The sequence below is a fragment of the Streptomyces sp. NPDC040610 genome, assembly GCF_055594065.1.
Genome location: NZ_JBVIXA010000010.1, coordinates 300809 through 321740, shown reverse-complemented (window position 1 = coordinate 321740; position 20932 = coordinate 300809). Strand labels below are relative to the sequence as shown.

Here is a 20932-nt window from a genome sequence, read left to right as displayed (position 1 = left end):
ATGACCAGCATCACCGCCCAGGCCACCGGGTCATGGACGTCCGCGCCCGACCTGCCCGCAGCCGCCACCTGGTACGGCCAGCACGACGGCGCCGTACTCCTCGCCGCCAGGAACGCCGTGCTCGTCGCGGGAGGAGCCGACAGCACGTCCGCCGCCGTCGACCGCAGCGCCGTCTACGACGCCGTCGCCGGAACCTGGCTCGCCGTCGGCGCCCTGAACACCCCCCGGCGGCTGCACACCTTGACCCTTCTCGCCGACGGCAAGGTCCTCGCCACCGGCGGCACCAGCGGATCGGCGCCGGGCGCTCCCGCGCTCGCGACGACCGAGCTGTACGACCCGGTGACCCGCGCCTGGACCGCCAGTGGCGCCATGGCGGGTCCCCGGGCCGGTCACAGCGCGGCCCTGCTCACCGACGGCAAGGTGCTCGTCGCCGGGGGCACCACCCTCCGCTCCGCGCAGACCACCAAAGCCCTGCGCACGACCGAGGTGTACGACCCCGCGACCGGAACCTGGTCCGCGGCGGGCGACATGACCGAGGCCCGCACCGGACACACCGCCGTCCCGCTGAGCGGCGGAGCCGTGCTGGTCTGCGGCGGTACGGCGCCGGTCGGCACCGCGGAGGACCCCGCGCTCGCCTTCTGCGAGCTGTACGACACCGCCGCGAGGAAGTGGGCGCCGACCGGGAGTCTGCGCGCGGCCCGCAGCCACCACCAGGCCACGCCGCTCTCCGCGACGAAGGTCCTGGTCACCGGCGGCACGGCGCCCGGAGCGCCGGGCGGTGGCCCGTTCGACCCGTTCAGTCAGCGCACCGCCGAGGTGTACGACCTGGCCTCGGGGACGTGGCAGGCGGTCGCGGACATGCCGTCCGGGCGGGCGTTGCACCGCGCGCTGCCGTTCGGCCAGGGCGCGGTCCTTGTCGTCGGCGGCGCCGCCGACGACAAGGACGAGGCCGGATACCGCAGCGCCGTCCTCTACGACTCCGCCACCGACACCTGGACCCCGGCCGCCGGACTGGCCACGGGGCGCTGGGCCTTCGCCGCCGCTCCGCTGCCCGGCGGGAAGGTCCTCGTGACCGGGGGCACCAGCCGCTCCGGCACGGCCGCCGCCGATCCCACGGTGCCCGAACTGACCCTGCGTACCGAGATCTTCGCGGCCGGAGGCGTCTCGTGAGCCCGAACGCCTACTCCTTCCTGCCGTGGCTGCGTGCGGGGATCGCGACACGGATCACCGGCGACCCGGGCACCGCGACCCGCGCCGCCCTCCCGGTCCGGCTGCGGATCTCCGGCGAGCCGCTCGCGGGCGGCCCGCTGGCCCAGGACATCGAGCGCACGGTCCAGCTGTACGGTCCCGGTGATGTGACGGGCGTCGACGCCCGCGCGATCACGCGCAGGGAACCGAGGCCCGGCACCACCAACTACGAGCCGAACCACCTCGCCCACATCGAGTTCTGCGACGAGGACTTCCCCTGGCGCTACAGTCCGGCCCCGCCCGACGACGCCACCAAGCGCCTTGCCCCCTGGCTCGCCCTCGTCGTCCTCGACGCCGGGCCCGGACCGGACGGCGCGGCACCGGAGTTCACCGAACGCCCGCAGGGAAGCGGGCCGCTGCCCGTGATCGCCGTGCGCTCCCCCGAGGCCACCTTGCCCAGGCCCGACCAGCTCGGCGCCTGGGCGCACGTGCACGTCAACGGTTCACTGGTGGGGCCGGTCGCCTCGGACAGCACGGGACCCGCGCTCGCCGCGCTCGGCGAGGTGCTGCGCACCAATGCCGACAACGCCTGCTCGCGGCTGCTGTGCCCGCGCCGCCTGCGCCCGGACACGGCATACGAGGCGTTCCTGGTACCGGCGTTCGAGACCGGGCGCCTTGCCGGACTCGGCCTCGAACCGGCGGGCTCGCCCGGCGCCCTGTACCTGAGCTGGGGCCCGCCGTATGCGGGCCGTCCCGCCCCGGGGCAGCTGCCGTACTACCACCGTTGGTCGTTCACCACGGGCAGCACCGGTGACTTCGAGTCCCTCGTGCGGCTGCTGCGCCCGCAGCAGCCCGACCCCCGCGTCGGGCGCAGAGACATCGACGTGCACCGCTCGCCGGGGCTCGGCCTGCCCGGCATCGACACTCCGGCCGGCCTCGGCGGCGTGCTGCCGCTCGGTGGCGCCCTCAAGGTGCCGCAGCCGCCGGGCACCGCGCCGGACGCGGCGGAGAACTGGGACAACTTCCACGACCGGCCGCCGCCCGCGGCGCCCTATCCGCACCCCTTCCAGCGGGCCCTGGCCGCGCTGGTCAACCTGTCCGACGACTACCAGCGCCAGGCTCCCGCGCAGGCGCACGCCGCGCTCCAGGCGCCGCCGCCGCTCGCGACGGCGTCCGACCCCGTCCTCACCCCGGAGCTGTACGGCCGGTGGCATGCCCTCACGCCCCGGCTGCTGACCCGTCAGGACGGCACCCCCGTCCCCGCGCCCGAGAACCGCAACTGGGTGCACCGGCTCAACCTCGACCCGCGCTTCCGGGTGGCCGCGCACCTCGGTGCGCAGGTCGTCCAGACCCGCCAGGAAGAGCTGATGGCCGCCGCCTGGGCCCAGGTGGGAGACGTACTGGCCGCCAACGCCAGGATCCGTGCGGCACAACTGGCCCGCGAGGTGGGGCACGTGCTCCAGACCAAGCACCTCGACCCGCCGGAGGGCACCACGGCGGCAGCGCTGACCGCTGTCTCGTCGGGACGTTCGCTCCGTCTGACCGCGCCCGCGCACTCGCGGGTGACGGCCGTCGTGGCGGAGGCCGCGGCGCTCGACGGGCAGGCGGTGAAGGTCGCGGTCGGGTTCCATGTGGCGGCCAGCCAGGTCGCGGGCGCGCCGCTCTCCGCGCCGATGCGCAGGATCACCCGGCCGGGATCCCGGCTGATGCGGACGCTGCCCTTCACCGCGGAGCGGCCGCCCGACGCGCTCGTTCCGCGGATGGACGCCCCCTCCGGTGCGGTCACCGCCGCGGCGCCGAAGGCCACCCCGGCCGGGCTCGTCACGGCCGAGCGGGTCGCCCGCGAGCTGCACCCCGGCCCGCCGGGGGACCCGGTCGACAGCCTGCCGCGCAGCCCCGACTTCACCCTGCGCGAGCTGGGCGATCCGGTGGCGCCACGGCCCGGTGCCACCGACAGCCCGGAGGCGCTGCGCTTCAAGGGCGCGCTGCGTGAGCTGTATCAGGGCCTGGCCGTCGCCACGTCGGTGGGCAGGGCCGGCCGACGCGGACGGCTCGACGTGGCCGTCACGATCAGCTCGGTCCTGACCGGTCTGCGCGCGGACACCACGGTGCCCAAGACCCTCCTCGGCTCGGTCGGCCTGCCCGAGCGGCTGCGGCCGTTCGCCGACGACTTCATCGAGGCCATGGCCTACCCGGTCTTCGACCTGCCCACCTACCAGGCGCTCCTCGACCAGTCCGTCGACACCTTCCTGCCCAACGTCGGCCTGGTCCCGCAGAACTCCCTCACCCTGCTCGCCAACAACCGCGAGTTCATCGAGTCCTACCTGGCGGGCCTCAACCACGAGATGGCCCGCGAGCTGCTCTGGCGGGAGTACCCCACCGACCAGCGCGGCACCTCGTTCCGGCAGTTCTGGGACCCGCGCGCCGCGCAGCTCCGCCCGGGCGAGACCCCCGAGCAGCGACGCGAACGCTGCTACGACATCCCGCCGGTCCACACCTGGCCCACCACCGCGCGACTCGGCCAGAACACCAACCCGCGCCCCGGCGGCGGCCCCCGCAAGGAGGACCTGGTCCTCGTCGTCCGGGGCGAACTGCTCAAGCGGTACCCGACAGCCGCCGTCTACGCGCAGCGGGCCCAGTGGCCCCCCGGCGAGGACGGCCTGCCCGACCTCACCCAGGAACGGGTGCCCGTGGACCCGCTGGAGAACGGCCTACCGCCCGCTTCCGTCCTCCGGCTGCCGCTGTACGAGGCGAGGATCGAGCCGGACATCACGCTCCTCGGATTCGACCTGGACGCCGACGAGGCGCGCGGCGCCCCACCCGCCGACGCGGGCTGGTTCTTCGTCCTCAAGGAGCGCCCGGGCGACCCGCGCTTCGGGGTCGACGACGCGGCGCCCACCCCGGTCGAGGTGTGGAACGACCTGTCGTGGACGGACGTGGACCCGAGCGGGCGCGGCTTCCTCGAACTCGATCCCCACGTGTCCGTACCCCTGGTCGGCTTCGACGGTTCCGAGGACGACCAGGAGAAGCGCGACCAGCGCGCCGAGGACGAGAACCTGCCGCTCTGGCACGCGGGGCTCAGCTCCGCCGACCTCGCCTACATCCTCTTCCAGGTCCCGGTCCTGGTCGCCGTCCACGCTCAGGAAATGCTGACATGAACACTCAGCTCAGTGATGACTTCCCCGTGCTCCTCGGCCCGGTCCGGATCGAGACGCGCTTCACCGAGGACGAGCTCCTGATCCGGGTGTTCCCCGACGAGTGGGCCGTAGACAAGTTCGAGCCCCGGCCCACCCCGGCCGAGATCGACGCGCTCGACGCGTACTGGACCGCGCGCTGGGCCGCCGCGCGCGACCCGGCGGCGCTGCGGGCCGCCGGTCTTGAGCTGTCCGCGCGCATCGCCCCCGGACGCGCCGCCTGGCTCCTCGGCCGGCGGATCCCGGCCAACCTCGCCCAGGAACCGGCCGCCGTACCCGCCGGCACGACGGTGCTCGTGGTCCGCAGCGCCCAGCCGGTGCCCGCCGCCGACGTGCAGCCGACGGTGACCTACTGGAGCGCCGTCTGGCGTGCGCACGGCGACCGGATCGCGCTGCGCCAGGCCGACGCCGCGCTGAACGCCGCCGTCGGTGCCACCCGTGCCGCAGCCGTCCGGGCTCGTCGCCCCTCCGGCGTCGAGGCGGCGCCCGTCAGCACGGGCGACGCCGTGCGGGTGGCGTTCCTGGTGCTGCCGCCGCCCGCCGCCGGGACCACGGCGGCCGAGTCCTGGACCCGATCGGCCCGGGCCCGCCTGCTGCCCGACCGCTTTCAGGTCCTCGGCTACGTCGGCGGGGCGCAGGTGCTGTCCGCGACCGGGGCACCCGTGCCGGACACGCTCCCCGTGAGCCCGGACCCGGCCGCCGCCGACCAGATCTCCGTGGACCCGGTCACCGGAGCCCTGCACGTCCCCGACGAGCTGCGCTGGCTGACCGACTTCGACCGTGCCGTCCAGTCCGGCATGGGGCTGCGGGTTCCCCTGGACGACCGTACGCGCGCCGGGCTCGACCGTCTGCTCGTGTTCGGCCTGCGCGGGCAGCCCGACCCGGTCACGTCCGCGCAGCAGCTCTCCGACCTGATCACGCAGCAGGTGCGGGGCCCCGACGGCTACGCCCTGCTGCCGCAGGGCACCCCGACGAACAACACCGAGCGGCTGCCCGCGGGGCAGAGCGAGGACGACGAGGCGGAGTCGGCGCTGCGCCCCGCGACCGCACCGGCCGCCGCGGCCACCGACTGGACCACCAAGACCGATGGCCGGCGCTTCGCCGAACTCCTCGGGCTCCCGCTCTCCGTGCTCGACGGCATGCCGCAAGCCGACGGCACGGACCAGCGCGACGCCCGCGCCGCCAACACCGCACTGTGGCCTGCCACGTGGGGCTCGTACCTCCAGACGGCGCTCCACCCCCTGCTGGACCGCGAGGCCGTCCGCCGGACGAGAGACTTCTTCCTCCGCTACGTCTCGGGGCGCGGTCCCGTCCCGGCCGTGCGGATCGGCGGCCAGCCGTACGGCATCCTCGTCACCACCGCGTTCTCCCGCCTCACGTGGCCCGACTCGGCCGTCCATCTGCGGGGGCTCGACCGCCTGCTCACCGCGGCCGCGCAGGACTGGCAGAACGCCGCCGCCGACGTCCCCCGTCTCGGCGCCGACACCGACGACCCGCACCAGCGCCTCCTGGACGTCCTCGCGCTGCACCCCACCTCGGCCGAGTACCACCAGCGGTACGCGCAGAGCGTCGAAGACGTGTTCAACCGGGAAAACCTCGGTGGCCAGGGTGCGGCCGTCCTGCCCGCGCTCGACCGGCTGAACATGCCGGGACCGCTGCGCGCGCTGCTGACCAGGCTCGGGCATCACAACGGCAGCCCCGCGCACGACCCGGACCTGCTGCGCAGGCTGTTCGTGGACTTCCAGCAGCCGCTGCTCGCACCGCTGGTCGACGACCGACCGCTGTCGGAGACCGAGCCGGTGCGCGCCTGCACCACCGACGACCGCAACTACCTGCGCTGGCTCGCGGACAAGGCGGCCCACGACCTCGACGCGGTCCGCCTGGAGATCGGCTTCGCCGACGACAAGCCGCCTGCCGCCCTGCTGTACCTGCTGCTGCGGCACGCGGTGCTGCTCGGCTGGGCCGACACGGCCCGCGATCTCGCCGTCGCCGCCGGTGTGGCCGCGCCCGACGAACTCGTCGCCGACCCGCCCTTCGTGCACATACGGATACCGGGGCCCGGGCAGTCGCTGCCGAGCGAGAGCCGGTTCCGGCGGCTGTACTCGCCGGAGCGCGCCGTGACCGGCAACGCGGACCAGCTCCTGGTCGATTTCATTCCCGGGGTGATCGGCGAGGCACCCGCCACCGTCGAACTCGCCGAGCAGACCAAGGCCCTCGGCATCCTCGCGGACCTGCCCACCGCGCGCCTGGAGCGGCTCCTCGCCGAACACCTCGACCTGGCCACCTACCGGCTCGACGCCTGGCGCATCGGCCTGGCCACGGCGCGCCTGGAGGAACTGCGGTTCGGCGTGAACGGCGACAGCGAGGCACGGCCCGGCCTGCACCTCGGTGCGTACGGCTGGCTGGAGGACCTCCGCCCCCGGGCCGCCCACCTCGCACCGGTCGAGTTGACCGGCAAGCTCGGGCAGATCTTCGCGGGGCCCGCGCCCCTGCTGCACGACCCCGAGAACGCGGGCTTCGTACACGCGCCCTCCCCCGGCCATGCCAGGACCGCCGCCGTCCTGCGCGCCGGGTACACCGCCAACTCCAGTCCCGCCAACCCCGGCGCCTTCGCCGTCGACCTGGGTTCCGCACGGGTACGGACCGCGCTCGGCCTCCTCGACGGGCTGCGCCAGGGCCAGCCGCTGGGCGCGCTGCTGGGCTACCGCCTCGAGCGCGGCCTGCACGACCGGCACGAGGAGGCGGAGGTGGACCGCTTCGTCTCCGCGCTGCGCGAGCGGTTCCCGCTGCGCGCCGGAAGGATCCCGCAGACCGCGACCGACCCGTCCCAGCAGGTTCCCATCGAGCAGGTCGAGGCCCGCAACGTCGTGGACGGCCTCTCGCTCGTACGGCACGTGACCCGCACCGATGTCCCGGACAGCTACCCGTTCGGGCTCGACGGCGTGCTGCCGCCCGCCACCGCGGGCCAGGCCGCGGCCCTCACCAGCGAGGTGCACGCACTCCTCGACGTGCACGACGCGCTCGCCGACCTCGCCGTCGCCGAGAGCGCCCACCAGGCCCTGGCAGGGAACACCGAGCGCGCCTCTGCGACCCTCGACGCCTACGCCAAGGCGGGCTTCCCGCCAGAGCCCACGGTGGTCGAGACCCCGCGCGGCGGCACCACTCTCACCCACCGTCTCGGCCTCCGGCTGCGCCCGGGGCTGCGTCCGGACAGCCGCACGGCGCCCCGGGCGCAGGCCGAACCGGCCGTCGACGACTGGCTGGAGGGGCTGCTGCCCGACGCCGACGACGTCGTCGCGCATGTCGCCTGGACCGATCCCGACGACGGCCGACCGCGAAGCCACGACGTCGCGCTGGACGACCTCGGCCTGGCCCCGATCGACCTGCTGTGGACCGTCCGTTCGGCGGGGGCGGCGGCGATGACCGACCTGGAGGACCGGATCGTCGGCGCGGTGATCGACCGGGCGGGCCCGCGGCCGGACGCCGTGTTGACCATCCGCCACACCGAACGGGTCCACGACAAGATCACCTTCTTTGAACTCTCCCCGCTCATCGACGCGTTGCGCACGCTGCTCACCACGTCGCGACCACTGCGCGCGAGCGACCTGGTGCCCGCGGCGGGCGGCGCGCCCGTCGACCGCGCCGCCGACGACGCGGTGTCCTTGCCCCGAGCCCGCCCGGCCGCCGTCCGCGCCTCCCTCGCCGCACTCGACGAGGAGGTCGCCGACTACGTCCACGACCTCTCGCCCCTCTACCCCGACCCGCCCGCGCCACCGTCCCGGGCCTCTGTGCTCCGCACCCTCGACGCGTTCCTCCACCGGTACGCCGAACTCGCCACCGCGGCGGCCGGGTTCGGGATGGTGCGCAGCGGCTGGGGCGAACTCGCCCAGTGGCGCAGGGGCGCCTACGCCGAGGTGCTGGCCGCCGTCGCCACCACGGCGGCCCGGATGACGCGGGCGCTGGCCGACGCCGACACGCTCCTCGCGCAGTACGACGTGCTGCCGCCCGCCACGCCGGACGGCGAACGCTTCCGCATCCTCCAGCAGGCCGAACGCCTCCTCACCACGGCCCCGACCGTCCCCCGACCGGATCGGCCCTCGCGGCTGCGCACGCTCGTCGGCAACAGCCGCCGCGCCTTCCAGCGCCGCCTCCGGGATCTGGACGAGCAGGCACACACCGACCGGGACACTCTCAGCGGACTGCTCGCCCAGGTCTCCGACCTGCTCCCGCTCACCGACATCGACCCGGCGGGGCTCGACCTCACGGCCGTCGAGGACCGGGCCGTCGCCTTCGGCCACGACCTGCTCGACCGGGCCCGCGCGCTGCGCACCGACATCGCGGCACGGCTCGCCGCGGCCGACGCCGCTCTCGCCGCGTACGACCAGGCAGTGACCGGGCCCGACCGGGTCGGCGCGGGCATCGAGGCGCTCCAGGCGCTGCTCGGGCCCGAGGTCCTGGCCGTGCCCGAGTTCACGCCGCCCGCCGCGCTCGTCACCGAGCTGCGCAAGGCCCGGGACGACAGCGAGCGGCTCGTCCGCCACCTCACCCGGCCGCCGTTCAGCCGGGACTTCCCGCTCGACGACTGGATCCACGGACTCGCCCGGGTCCGCGACATGCCGCGGCTCTGGGAGCGGGTCGTGCTGCTCAGCGGGGCGCTGCGGGACGAGGACGCCGACGACGAGGAACCGGGGCTCGCTCCGGTCCAGCTCCCCTACCGTACGGACGACCACTGGCTGGGCATGGAGTTCGCCCCCGGCGCCCCACTCGCCGAGGACCGTCTGCTGTTCACGGCGCACTACGCGCGCGGCGCCGACGACGACGCGCCGCACTGCGGCCTCCTGCTCGACGAGTGGACCGAGGTCGTCCCCGCCGAGCGGGAGACCACCGGGATCGCCGCCGACGTGGACCGGCCCGACTCCGAGCCGCCCCAGGCGATGCTCCTTGTCAGCCCACCGGCGCGGAAGGGGACGTGGGACACCGCCGACCTGGTGGCGGCGCTCCACGAGACGCTCGACCTGGCCCGGAGCCGCGCCGTGGAGCCCTCGCACCTCGAAGACGGCCCGTACGCGCACCTCCTGCCCGCCACGCTCATGTCGGCGACCACGCAGCCCATCACCATCAGCACCGATCTCGCGACCGCCAACGTGCGCTGGAAGGCCGACCATGACTGAGCCACGCATCGCCGACCTCGCCGGCGCGCTGCGGGACCGCACGCACCCGGCCGTGGGCGTCTGGAACCGGCTGGAAGGGCGGCCGCGCACCACAGACTTCGCTCGTGCGCTGCGCGCCGAAGTACGCGACGCGCTGTGGATGCTGACCCGGCAGTGGCAGCTCGGCGAGTTCCGCGGTGACGACGCGGGCTCGCCCGTGACCGCCACGTACGCCGTGACCACCAGCACCCCCAGCCGGTTCCGCCCGGAGGGCAGGGTGCCCGGGCCGCTGCCCGCCGACCGGCCGCTGGAGGCGGTCGCCGAACGTCGGCCCCTGCCCTTCGCGTTCGGCGCCGAGCGCGTCTCCTACGACCTCCGGCTCGCGCTCGGCCGCCGGTGGCTGAAGCTGGTCGCGGGCATCTCCGTCTTCCGCGCCCACCAGGTCCCCCGGCAGTACATCGACCGCTACCCCGTCCCACTCCCCGACCCGGCCGACGAGGCCGACACCGGGTCAGTCGCCCATCCCGAGGTGTGGGCCACCCTGCAGGCCCTGGCCGGGCGCCGCATGGACGGTCATCTCCTCTACCGGCACCTCAAGGACGGCGGGCGCGCCTCCGAAGGCATCGACCTCCCCCGCCCGCACCGCGCGGCCCTCGACGCGCTCGGCCCTCGCCTCACCGACTGGTTCGACGCGCTGATCGACCAGCCCGACGAGGCACGGACCACCTGGCAGCCGCGCGCTCTGGAACACTCCTTCGCCATCTCCGCCGCCGCGCCGGAAGGCGGCGAACGGGTCCTCACGGCGGCCGAGTACCCCGGCGGCACGCTCGACTGGTACGCCTTCTCCGCCGAGCCCGGCGGCTCACTCGGCGGCACGGATCCGCAGCCCGCACCCACCCCGCGCACCGTCTTCCCCACGCCGGTCCGATTCGCCGGGATGCCGCTGCCGCGCTGGTGGGCGCTGGAGGACGGACGGACCAACTTCGCCGCCGTCAACCCGGACAGCACCGACCTCGCCCGGCTGATCTTCCTTGAGTTCGCTCTGGTCTTCAGCAACGACTGGTACCAGCTCCCCTGCGACGTGCCCGCCGGGACACTGGCCACGGTCCAGGGTCTGGCGGTGACCGACGTCTTCGGACAGCGCCGGTGGATCACCCCGGCCGGCACCGGGGATCGCCAGGGCTGGCAGCGGTGGTCGATGTTCACCCTCGGCGCCCACGGCGAGACGGGCCTGCTCCTGCCGCCCGGCACGCCCAAGACCGCCACCGGACCCGCCCTTGAGGACGTGGCGCTCGTACGCGACGAGAACGCCAACCTCGTCTGGGGCATCGAGCAGACCGTCCAACTGGCCGGAGGCGCGGGCCGCAACGGCGACGAGGCTGCCGCCGAGACGCTCGCCCAGCGCCTGCGGCTGCACCCTCCCGAGCCGCCGGACGACCCGCGCGCGCCCCTCGCGTACCGGATCGCCGGTTCGGTCCCGGAGAACTGGATTCCCTTCATCCCGGTCCACGTGCCGGGCGACAGCCGCAGCGTCCAGCTCCAGCGCGCCGCCATGCCCAGCGCCGCCGACGGCACTCCGGTCCGGCCCCGTACCGCCCTGCTGCGCGAGGGACTCGACGCGGGGCGGCCCTACTTCGTGAACGAGGAGGAGGTCCCGCGCACCGGCACCCGCGTCACCGTCTCCTTCCATCGCGCCCGGTGGCGGGACGGCCGGGTCGTGGTCTGGCTCGCCGCGCGGCGCGCCTCCGGCCACGGCGAGCGCTCCAGCGGTCTCGGCTTCGACCTGTTGACCGACACCCCGGCCGCGCAGGACCGGTCGGCCGGGCAGTGATGCCGTCAGCGGGAGGGGCGGGGGAAGCGTGCGGGGGTGAACCGGGTGAAGGCGGGCGGCACGGTCTTCTTCTCGAACGTCGCCAAGTCAAGGACCTGCTGGAGCTCCGGCTGATGGCGGCCGACGGACCGGTTCAGTGTCCGCGGGTCGGTGCTGGGCCAGCGGCCGGTGTCGGCCTTGGCCAGCAGGGTCTCCAGTGCGGTGATCTCGTCGGCCGCGCTGAACGCGCAGTGCGAGCCGCGGTTCACGTACATCTGGCGCAGGCTGCCCGGCTCGCCGTTGCGGCGGACCTGGTCGGCGTACCAGCCGGTCTGGTCGGAGACCGCGCCGCCGTCCTGGGTGTTGTGGAGCGTCACCACGGGCTGCGGAGTCGTCCCCCGCGCGATGGTGTACCGCTTCATGTAGTCGACGGCCCTGGCGTCCGCCGTGATCCGGGTGCCGGCGTTCAGCTTGGCCACATCGGCGGCCAGGGCGGCGCCGGGCGCCCCGGCGGCACGGTACGCCTTGCGGACCAGGTCCTTCTGCGCCGAACCGGCGAGCTGCCGCCGGTAGTCGACGCCTGTGTTGGAGGACGGGTTGCCGCCTGCCCGGCGTTCCAGGTCGACCCGGCTGAGCGGGCCGGTGCCCGCGACGTACGCGTTGCGCAGCCACTGCGCCTGCGCCCGCACGCGGTCCGCGGTCTTCGTCGGCCGCGCCTCGTGCGCGGAGTTCCACCCGGGGATGTTGCCCAGGGCGCCGACGAGGGCGAGGCGCGCCCTGCCGTGCTCGGTCTCCAGGGCGCGGTCGACCGCCGCCACGAGGACCTTGACGCTGCGCTCTGGATCGCGTGGCCGCACCAGATCGATGTCCTGGTCCGCTTCGGGCACCAGGAGCGTCTTGAGCGCGTGCGTCATGTCCAGCGTGGTGTTCCAGGTCCCGTTGCCGTCGTACTCCGCGCACATCGCAAGGACGCCGTCGAACCGGCCCGGGTGCCGCTCCCCCAACAAGGTGGCGACGGTCCCGCCCATCGACTGGCCGGTGCTGATGGTGCGCCTGGGCCGACCGACGTTCTGGTCGAACCAGTCCCGCAGCGCGATCTGGTCGGTCAGAGCGTCCGCCACCGCGTACCCGTGCGTGCCCTTGTAGTCGGACGCCGCCAGGGCGAACCCCTTTGACAGCAGGGCCTCTTCGGCCTCTTCGCTGTTGGTCAGGGCGATCTTCTCCGGCTTCCAGTCCGCGGGATAGTAGCCGTGGCTGTACAGCAGCAGCGTCCCGTTCCACCGCTTCGGGACCTCCACGCGGTACTTCGCCCCGTCGATCTCCCCGGTGTACGAACGACGCTCGCCGACCGTGTCGGCCGACTCGGCGGCCCCCGCGGTGCCGGTCCCGAACATCGAGCCTGCCACCAGCACGGCAGTCACGACGACGCCTCCCCCTCGTCTCCTCATCAGGATCATCAGGAGCGTTCCTTTCCTCATCCAACGTCTGACGTATACAGGGACAGACCCTCGGCACACGGTGAACTCATCGGGGTCCGAGGTGTTTTCACGTTCTCGGCGAACCTCGAGGCCACCAAGGCCGGGGCACTCGGCCTGTGTGCGGCGGTCGGCGCACGGGCGCCGACCGCCGCACGGGAAGAGCCCCGACGGTGCCGTGGTGGGTGCCGCGCGGCGGTTACGCGGCGGCGGCCGCCGGGGCCTTGGGCCGGTACGTGCACACGTGCACGCCGGTACCGCTGGTGACCGTTGAGGCCAGCTCGAAGGAGCGCAGGACGCCGTCCACCGGGTAGATCGACTTCCCGCCGCCGAGGACCACCGGCATGATCATGAGTCGGAGCTCGTCGACCAGGCCCTCGGCCAGCAAGGTCCGGCACAGCGACGCGCTGCCCAGCACGGCCAGGTCACCGCCTTCGGTCTCGCGCAGCTTCTTGATCCGGTCGACGGCCTGGTCGCCCGGGATGAGCGAGGAGTTGTTCCAGGCCGTCACGTCGTTCTCCCCGAGGGTGCTGGACACGACGTACTTGGCGACGCTGTTCATGTGGTCGGCGAACGGGTCGCCTGCCCGGCCGGGCCAGGCCGCGGCCATGACCTGCCAGGTGCGGCGCCCGTACAGCATGGCCTCGGTGCTCTTGGACCAGTCGGCCAGGGCGGAGCCCATGACCTCCGGGTCGAAGAACGGGTGGGTCCAGCCGCCGTGGGCGAAGCCGCCGTCGCCGTCCTCGTCCGGGTGGCCCGGGGCCTGCACGACGCCGTCGAGGCTGATGAACTCGCCGATGGTGATACGCATGAGTGACTCGCTTTCCTGTGGGTCGGATTCGTACGGAATGCCGCGCGGCGGAATGCCGCGAAGCGGGGTGCTGGGAGCCGCGGGTGTCGCGGGTGCCGGGAAGCCGCACCGGCTCCGGCTGGCCCGCGTCGATCACCGAGGGGCTGACGAACAGGTGGACCTCGGCGACCGGTTCGCGGTCGAGGGGGGTGGCCGTCGACGGTCGTTCGGATCTGAAGCCGCAACTTGCGCATGGCGAAGCCCCTTTCGTGTTGCGTGGGTGTGATGACCTAGTGGTGAGAGGTGGGGCCCGGCGCGGTGGGCAGCGGCGCGAGCCCCGCTGCGGCGCGGGGGCGGTCAGGCCCGTGCCGGTACCCGGTACTCCAGGGCCACAGCGCCGGAGGGGAACAGCGACGTGCCGGTGAGGGCCCACGTGCTCGGGGCACCGCCCTGCGGGAACAGGCGCCGCCCGGTGCCCGCGGTCTCCGGATGGACGCACAGCTTGAGCACGTCGACCAGACCGAGCCGGACCAACTGCCCCACGAGTTCGGCCCCGCCCAGCACCAGCAGGTCCTGGCCCGGTTCGCGCCGCAGCTTCGCGACGTGCTCGGCGAGCCGACCGGGGATCAGCACGCCGTTCCACGGCACGTGGTCAAGGGTCGTGGACGCCACGTACTTCGGCGCTGCGTCCACCAGCCTGGTGTATTCCTCCGCCGCGTCCCGTAAGGGCCAGGCCTCGGCCATCTCCTGGAACGTCACCCGCCCCAGCAGCAGCGCCCGGCTCGCGGCGATCTGGCCGAGCTGGTACTTCTCGTGCTCGTCGTACCGCGACGGCCGGGCCCAGGACGGGTTCGCGACCACGCCGTCGAGAAGGACGTGCATCAGGACGACGACTTCACTCATGTGCGGGGCTCCGATCGATACGACGGGACACCGGCGTCCGGCACAGCCCTGGCCAGGAGGAAGGCCTGTCGAACGCCGCACCGCCAGAGTGCGTGATCCATGGTTGAGCCAACAAGATCGGAGAGTGGCATGCTCCGTTGAGCGGTGCTAAACGCTGGGGGGCGGCACCACGCACAGGGGGTGGCGATGCTGGAGCGACTGGAGCTGGAAGCGTTCCTGACACTGGCCGAGGAGCTGCACTTCGGGCGTACGGCCGAGCGTCTGCATGTGACGACGGGCCGGGTCAGCCAGACCATCCAGAAGCTGGAACGCCGCGTCGGTGCCCCGCTCTTCGAACGCAACAGCCGCAAAGTGACCCTCACCGAGGTCGGACGCCAGCTGCGTGACGACCTGTTGCCCGCCTACGAGCAGATCAGCGCGGGGCTCGCGCAGGCCATCGCGGTGAGCCGCGGGGCGCTCGTCAGGGGGATGGTGCGGGTCGGCTGGTCCGGGGCGTGGTGCGGGAACCTCATGGTCCAGGCGGCGGACCGGTTCCGCGTGCGCCACCCGCACTGCGACGTCGAGATCGTGGAAGTGCAGTTGTGCGACCCGCTCGGAGGGATGCGGGCGGGCACCATCGACCTCCAGCTCACCGAATTCCCCATCCGCGAACCGGACATCACGATAGGACCGCTGCTCTTCACGGAGCCGCGGGCGCTCATGGTTCCGGCGGACCACCCCTTCGCACGACGGGAATCGGTGTCGCTCGAGGACCTTGCCGACGCGACCCTGGTCACCCTCAACGACGCGCACATACCGCGCTACTGGATGGACCGCTACTTCCCCCGCAAGACCCCGTCCGGCCGCAGGATCCCGCAGGGCCCGGCGACCAACTTCTGGCCCGAGGTCCTCGTGCACATCGCCAACGGCGTCGGAGTCAGCACGGTCTCGCTGCGGGCGGAGAACTTCCACCAGCGGCCCGGCATGGTCTTCGTACCGTTCCACGACGCCCCGCCCATCGAGTACGGACTCATGTGGCCCACCGCTGGAACGAACCCCCTGACCGGCCCGTTCCTGGACATCGTGAACGAGATCGCCCGCCCGGTGCGCGGCGCGCCCCACACCCCCGAGGAGCTGCCGCAGCCGGACACGTCCGGCAGGCCGCTGGGCTGACGTGAAGGATGTTCACAACCATTGGTTGTGTCTGGCGTGGTGCAGGGTTGTTTGATCGAGTGCTCTGCGCGGTGGTGGGATCAGCGCATGTCTACACGCACAGAGCAGGTCATGTATGTCCGGACGCCTGAGTTCGCGCGTCATGCGGAGCGGATCGCAGAAGTGACCGATGCGACGTCTCGGCTGAACGTGCTTCCGTTCAGCGACGGAGAAGGTCGCGCGGAACTCCTTTCTGTTGTGTTCGGTGGTCCGCTGCCGGAGTCGGTGACGATCTACCCGCCGTTCTTCACCGAGTACGGGCTGAACACGACGTTCGGGGAGAACGTCTTCGTCAACCAGGGGTGCACCTTCATGGACAAGGGAGGCATCCGCATCGGGAACGGGGTCATGATCGCCCCGAAGGTCAGCCTCATCACCGGAGGCCATCCACTGCCCCTGGCCGAGCGCCGCGCGTTCCTCTCCTTCGCCCCGATCGTCATCGAGGACGACGTCTGGATCGGGACGGCTGCCGTGGTCACGCAGGGGGTGACGATCGGTGCCGGGGCGGTGGTCGCCGCCGGTGCGGTGGTCACGCGTGATGTTCCTGCCGGCACCATGGTCGCGGGAGTGCCCGCCCGGGTGATCAAGACGATCGACTGAGCCACGCCGTGGACGGTCAGGGCCGTCTCGCGGGACTCGGAACTCGGCTGCGGGGCCCTGCGTTGTGCTTTCAACAACAGAACGGGGGCGGCCGATGCGGGTCACCATCGTGGGAGGGGGCATCGCCGGGCTGACCTGCGCTCTCAGCCTGCACGCCACGGGGTTCCGTCCGCGGGTGCGGGAGGCGGCGCGGGCCATCGAGGCAGTCGGCGTGGGGATCAACCTGCTGCCGCATGCCGTACGGGAACTCGCGGAGCTCGGCCTGGCCGACGGACTCGCCGCCATCGCGCTTCCCCCGTACCTGCTGAGCTACCGCGACCGGTCGGGCGAACCGGTGTGGGAGGAGGCACTCGGTCTCGCGGCCGGTTACCACTGGCCGCAGTACTCCGTACACCGCGGCCGTCTGCATCTGATGCTCCTGACGGCGGTGCGCGAGCGCCTGGGGGCGGACTGCGTCCGCACCGGCCTGCTGTTCCGGCACTGCGAGCAGACAGCCGGCGGAGTCCGGGCCCACTTCGTGGACCGGACCAGCGGTATGCCGATGACCGAGGACGCCGACGTGCTCATCGGCTCCGACGGCATCGACTCCGCGGTACGCGCCCAGCTCCACCCGTCCGAGAGCCCCGCGCACTTCAACCGCGTCCACATGTGGCGCGGGGTCGCCCCGTACCCGCACATCCTCGACGGCCGGACGGTCCTGGTGGCGGGCGGCACCCCCGGCGCGAAGTTCGTCGCCTACCCGATCGAGGACCCGGTGGCCGAGGGCGGCGAAGCCCTGATGAACTGGGTGCTCGAAGTACGTTCCGGGAACGGGAAGCGCGCCGCATCACCGGACCGCGCGAGCCGCCGCGTCACGACGGCTGAGGTCCTCACGGGCGTGGCGGACTGGAGCCTTCCGTGGGTCGACCTGGCGAAGCTGGTCGAGCGCTCATCGGCGATCTTCGAGTACCCCATGCTCGACCGTGCCCCCCTGCCCCGTTGGAGCTTCGGCCGGGTCACGCTGCTCGGTGACGCCGCACACCCGATGTTCCCGATGGGCATGAACGGCGGATCGCAGTCCATCGTCGACGCTCGGGTGCTGGCCTGGTGCCTGGCCCGCGAGCGCGACCCCGTGACCGCGCTCCGCCGCTACGACACGATGCGCCGGGCAGCGGTCAACGCGATCGTCCTGGCCAACCGCGAGTTGGGGCCGGAAGCAGTCATCGCCCGGGCCGAAGAGCGCGGCGCCGCGTTGCCCGTCGACGAGGCCAGCGCGGTGGCGAACGGTTACAAGGAGTTGACCCAGGCGACAGTGGAGCAGGTCAACTCCCACGCGTCGTGGACCATCCCGGACCAGGCCACCGACCTCGCCCCCTGAGGACGCACCGACGGTCACCTTCCCTCGTCGAAGGCCATGCCCAGGAGTTGGGCTCGGGAGCCCACGCCGAGCTTGGGGAAGGCCTTGTAGAGGTGGTAGCCGACGGTGCGGGGGCTGAGGAAGAGACGGGCGCCGATCTCTCCGTTGCTCAGGCCCTGGGCGGCCAGGCGTACGACCTGATGTTCGCGCGCGGTCAGGGCGGTGTGGTCGGAGGCCTTGGCGGGGGCGGCGGCCTGGGCGGAGCGGTCGCCCGCCGCGGCGAGTTCCATGCGGGCGTGCTGGGCCCAGGGCCGGGCGCCGATCCGGCGCAACTGGATCTCGGCGAGGTGCAGTTGCTCGCGGGCGAGCTTGATGCGGCGGTCGCGGCGCAGGCGCTCCCCGTACAGGAGGCGGGTGCGGCCCGTCTCGAAAGGTGAGGTGTCGGCCTTGTCGAGGGCGGCGGTGAACAGCTCCTCGGCCCGGTCCCCCTGGGCGAGCAGGGCCTGGCAGCGCAGCCGGGCCGCGAGCAGGTGCGGTCCGTCGTGCGCCTGTGGACCCCCGAGGCGGCGCATCGCCTTCTCCGCGCGCTGGTGCTGCCCCGCCCGGGTGGCGGCCTCCACGTAGTCGGGCAGGACCAGGCGGCGCAGCATGAAGTGTTCGGCCGAGCCGCCGGGTGTGCAGACTTCGCCGAGGACTTGCGCCGCGTGTACGGGGCGGCGCTCGGCCAGGCCGTTCAGGCCGAGGGCCCAGTGGGCGAGGGTGACGGCGCTGGCGATGCGGCGCGGCACGGCGACGTCGAGGGACTCCCTGGCCAGGAGCAGGCAGCGGGCGCTGTCGCCCTGGGCGGCGGCCATCCAGGCGAGCATGGCGCGCAGATGGCTCGCGGCGCCGAGCTGTCCGGTCTCCCGGGCGAGGGTGAGCGCTTCGCTGCCGTGGGCGGTGGCGTCGGGCCAGGGTCCGGTCACCAGTTGGAGGGCGACGAGCGGGGCCAGGGACATGGGCAGGGCGCCGATCGCGCCGTGGCGGCGCAGGGTGTCCACGGCGCGCTCCAGGTCGTCGCGCCAGGGCAGCGTGGCGTTCAGGAGGTGGGGCAGGAACGTCGGGGGCCATACCCAGGGGTGGGGGTCGTCGGGGTCTAGCCAGGTCTCCGGGATGCGGGCACCGCGCACGTCGGCGCCGCCCTCCGCACTCGTGTGCGGGGGTGCGGTGGTGGAGTCGGCGGCGAGGCCGCTGAGGTAGCGCAGGTGGCAGCCGAAGGCGTCATGGGGGCCGCTCGGTGCGGTGGCGTCCGGAGCGGTGGCGTCGGCTGCGGCGGTGTCTGTCGCGGTGGCGTCCGCACGGGCGGCGCCCGTCACGGCGGCGCCCGCCTCGGCGCCGTCCGTCACGGTGGTGCCCGTCCCGGTGGCACCCGCCGTGGTGGCACCCGCCGTGGTGGCACCCGCTCCGGCGCCGTCCCTCCCAGCAGCATCCGACGCGGCGGCGCCCGCCCCTGCGCCGCCCCTCCCGGTGGCGCCCGCCGCTGCGCAGTCCCTCACAGCGGCACCCCCTCCGGCAGTGTCAGCGGCAGCCAGCTCATCCAGAACGCCCGCGATGTGCGCCAACCGCCCGGGATCACCGGCGACCCACGCCGAGCGGGCCGCCATGGCCAGGGACTCACGGGCGAGGTGCGGATCGCTCTCCCGGACCAGCGCGGCGCCTTCGAGGAGGGTCGCGCAGGCCCTGGACGGGTCGCTCGAGGCGTGCGCGATGGCGCCGCGCACCTGCATGAGGCGGGCGCGCAGGACGGGCTGGTCGGCCAGCGGCTCGGCCTCGGTGAGCATGGCGTGGGCCTGGCCGGTCTCGGCGGCGGTCCAGGCGCAGTCGGCGGCGTCGATCAGCAGGTGGGCGCGCAGACCGTTGGAGGGCGCCAGGTCGGCGGCGCGGCGCAGCGCCTTGGTGGCGGTGGCGACGCCGCCGCTGCCCCGTACCCGGTCGGCGAGTTCCGCGAGGAGGTGGCAGACCTGGGCGTCGGGGCCCATCGCGGCGGCGGCCCGGTGCCAGACGTGGCGGTCGTCGCCGGGGTCGAGGGCCTCGGCCAGGGCGATGTGGGCGGCGCGGCGGCGGCTGAGGGGGGTGCCCTGGTAGAAGGCGGAGCGGACCAGGGGGTGGCGGAAGCGCAGGCGCCGCTGGTCGAGGTCGAGCAGTCCGGCGCTCTCCGCGGCGCCCAGCTCGTCCATGGCCCGGTTGGTGTCGTCGGCGGCGCGCAGGATGACGCCCAGGTCGCCGTCGCCCTCGGTCGCGGCGAGGACGAGGGCGTTGCCGGGGCGGGCGAGGAGCTTGGTGACGCGGTGCCGGTAGAGGCGCTGCAGGCGTTCGGTGAGCGGCAGTTCCTCCGGCAGGACCGCGGCGCCGTCGAGCTGGGGGCGGCTGAGGGCGCGCGGGAGTTCGGCCAGGGCGAGGGGGTTGCCGTCGGCCTCCCGCAGCAGCCGGTCGCGGGTGGTGGGGGCGGCTTCCGGCAGGTGGTGGGTGAGGAGGGTGCGGGCGGCGGACGCGTCCAGCGGGCCGACGCGCAGTTCGGGCAGGCCCGGTGCGGCGAAGGGGCGGGCGCCGTCGCGTACGGCGAAGACGATCCCGACGGCTTCCGCGCCCAGGCGGCGGGCGACGAACAGCAGGGCGTCCGCGGAGGGGGTGTCGAGCCATTGGGCGTCGTCGATCAGGAGGAGGAGCGGGTCGCTGTGGGAGGCCTCGGACAGGAGGGTGAGCGCGGCGAGGGCGACCAGGAACCGGTCGGCGGGGGCGCTCTGGAGGCCGAAGGCCGAACGCAGGGCGGCGCTCTGGGGCGGCGGAAGCCCGTCCGCGTCGGGGAGCAGGGGCAGCAGGAGCTGGTGCAGGGCGGCGAAGGACAGCTCGGTCTCGCTCTCGACGCCGACCGCGGTCAGTACCGTCACCTCTGGTTTCAGGGTGTGCCGCAGGTGCTGCAGCAGTGTGCTCTTGCCGATCCCCGCCGACCCTCGCAGGACGAGGGTCCCGCTCTGCCCCTCGTTCAACGCGGCGGCGACGCGTGCGAGTTCGCGCTGTTCCTGTTCCCGACCGACGAACATGCCAGATTGCCCTCCGCTGTGACCGCTCCTTTCGACTGATGCATTGACTGATGGTCCGCGGTCTATCCCGCCCCGTATGACGGATGGCCGAAGATCTATGCCGCCATGTCGGGGAATTCCTGGCTCTTTTGCCGCTCGGAGAGGCTCGTCGTCCGACAGATGCCCCGGCACGCGCTCCCGGCGGAGAGTGGCTCCCGAGGCCGTCCGTCGGCGCT

General features: G+C 73.6%; 11 protein-coding genes. 7 read left to right on the top strand and 4 right to left on the bottom strand.

Annotated features, from left to right (window positions below; all coding sequences use genetic code 11):
* The 4 genes from ACZ6AA_RS30765 to ACZ6AA_RS30750 are packed head-to-tail and all read left to right on the top strand — an operon-like array spanning nucleotide 1 to nucleotide 11363.
* Nucleotides 1–1170: a Kelch repeat-containing protein gene (locus tag ACZ6AA_RS30765; protein WP_471461414.1), complete on the top strand. Its 1170-nt coding sequence runs from the start codon at nucleotides 1–3 to the stop codon at nucleotides 1168–1170.
* The gene (locus ACZ6AA_RS30760) at nucleotides 1167–4346 is read left to right on the top strand and encodes a hypothetical protein (protein ID WP_471461372.1); all 3180 of its coding nucleotides are present in this window, start codon (nucleotides 1167–1169) and stop codon (nucleotides 4344–4346) included. The genes ACZ6AA_RS30765 and ACZ6AA_RS30760 overlap by 4 nt, the downstream gene beginning before the upstream one ends.
* Nucleotides 4343–9553, top strand: coding sequence for a hypothetical protein (locus ACZ6AA_RS30755; protein WP_471461370.1), 5211 nt, complete (start codon nucleotides 4343–4345; stop codon nucleotides 9551–9553). Before ACZ6AA_RS30760 ends, ACZ6AA_RS30755 begins: the two co-directional genes overlap by 4 nt.
* Entirely contained in the window at nucleotides 9546–11363 is a 1818-nt protein-coding gene (locus ACZ6AA_RS30750) for a hypothetical protein (RefSeq protein ID WP_471461368.1), read from the top strand. Before ACZ6AA_RS30755 ends, ACZ6AA_RS30750 begins: the two co-directional genes overlap by 8 nt.
* A gap of 5 nt (nucleotides 11364–11368) precedes the next feature.
* Here ACZ6AA_RS30750 and ACZ6AA_RS30745 read toward each other — a convergent pair whose 3' ends face one another.
* From ACZ6AA_RS30745 to ACZ6AA_RS30735, 3 genes are all read right to left on the bottom strand, one after another.
* Nucleotides 11369–12763, bottom strand: coding sequence for a DUF6351 family protein (locus ACZ6AA_RS30745; protein ID WP_468484122.1), 1395 nt, complete (start codon nucleotides 12761–12763; stop codon nucleotides 11369–11371).
* Between the two features lie 253 nt (nucleotides 12764–13016).
* Entirely contained in the window at nucleotides 13017–13628 is a 612-nt protein-coding gene (locus ACZ6AA_RS30740; protein ID WP_468461166.1) for a dihydrofolate reductase family protein, read from the bottom strand.
* A 336-nt stretch (nucleotides 13629–13964) separates the two neighbouring features.
* Nucleotides 13965–14510, bottom strand: coding sequence for a dihydrofolate reductase family protein (locus ACZ6AA_RS30735; protein ID WP_468484120.1), 546 nt, complete (start codon nucleotides 14508–14510; stop codon nucleotides 13965–13967).
* A gap of 186 nt (nucleotides 14511–14696) precedes the next feature.
* On the opposite strand from ACZ6AA_RS30735, the gene ACZ6AA_RS30730 reads away from it, so the two are divergent.
* The 3 genes from ACZ6AA_RS30730 to ACZ6AA_RS30720 all read left to right on the top strand — a co-directional run bounded on the left by ACZ6AA_RS30730 (nucleotide 14697) and on the right by ACZ6AA_RS30720 (nucleotide 17658).
* Nucleotides 14697–15662 (top strand): LysR family transcriptional regulator, encoded by a 966-nt coding sequence (locus ACZ6AA_RS30730; protein ID WP_468461170.1) that lies wholly within the window; start codon nucleotides 14697–14699, stop codon nucleotides 15660–15662.
* 111 nt (nucleotides 15663–15773) lie between these two features.
* Nucleotides 15774–16301 carry a DapH/DapD/GlmU-related protein gene (locus tag ACZ6AA_RS30725; protein WP_468484127.1) on the top strand — a complete coding sequence of 176 codons (528 nt, stop codon included), beginning with the start codon at nucleotides 15774–15776 and terminating at the stop codon, nucleotides 16299–16301.
* A gap of 94 nt (nucleotides 16302–16395) precedes the next feature.
* Nucleotides 16396–17658 (top strand): FAD-dependent monooxygenase, encoded by a 1263-nt coding sequence (locus tag ACZ6AA_RS30720; RefSeq protein ID WP_471461362.1) that lies wholly within the window; start codon nucleotides 16396–16398, stop codon nucleotides 17656–17658.
* Between the two features lie 14 nt (nucleotides 17659–17672).
* Here the strand turns inward: ACZ6AA_RS30720 and ACZ6AA_RS30715 are convergent, their stop codons facing one another.
* On the bottom strand, nucleotides 17673–20717 hold the full coding sequence (locus ACZ6AA_RS30715; protein WP_471461360.1) for a helix-turn-helix transcriptional regulator: 3045 nt from the start codon (nucleotides 20715–20717) through the stop codon (nucleotides 17673–17675).
* Nucleotides 20718–20932: the final 215 nt, after the last annotated feature.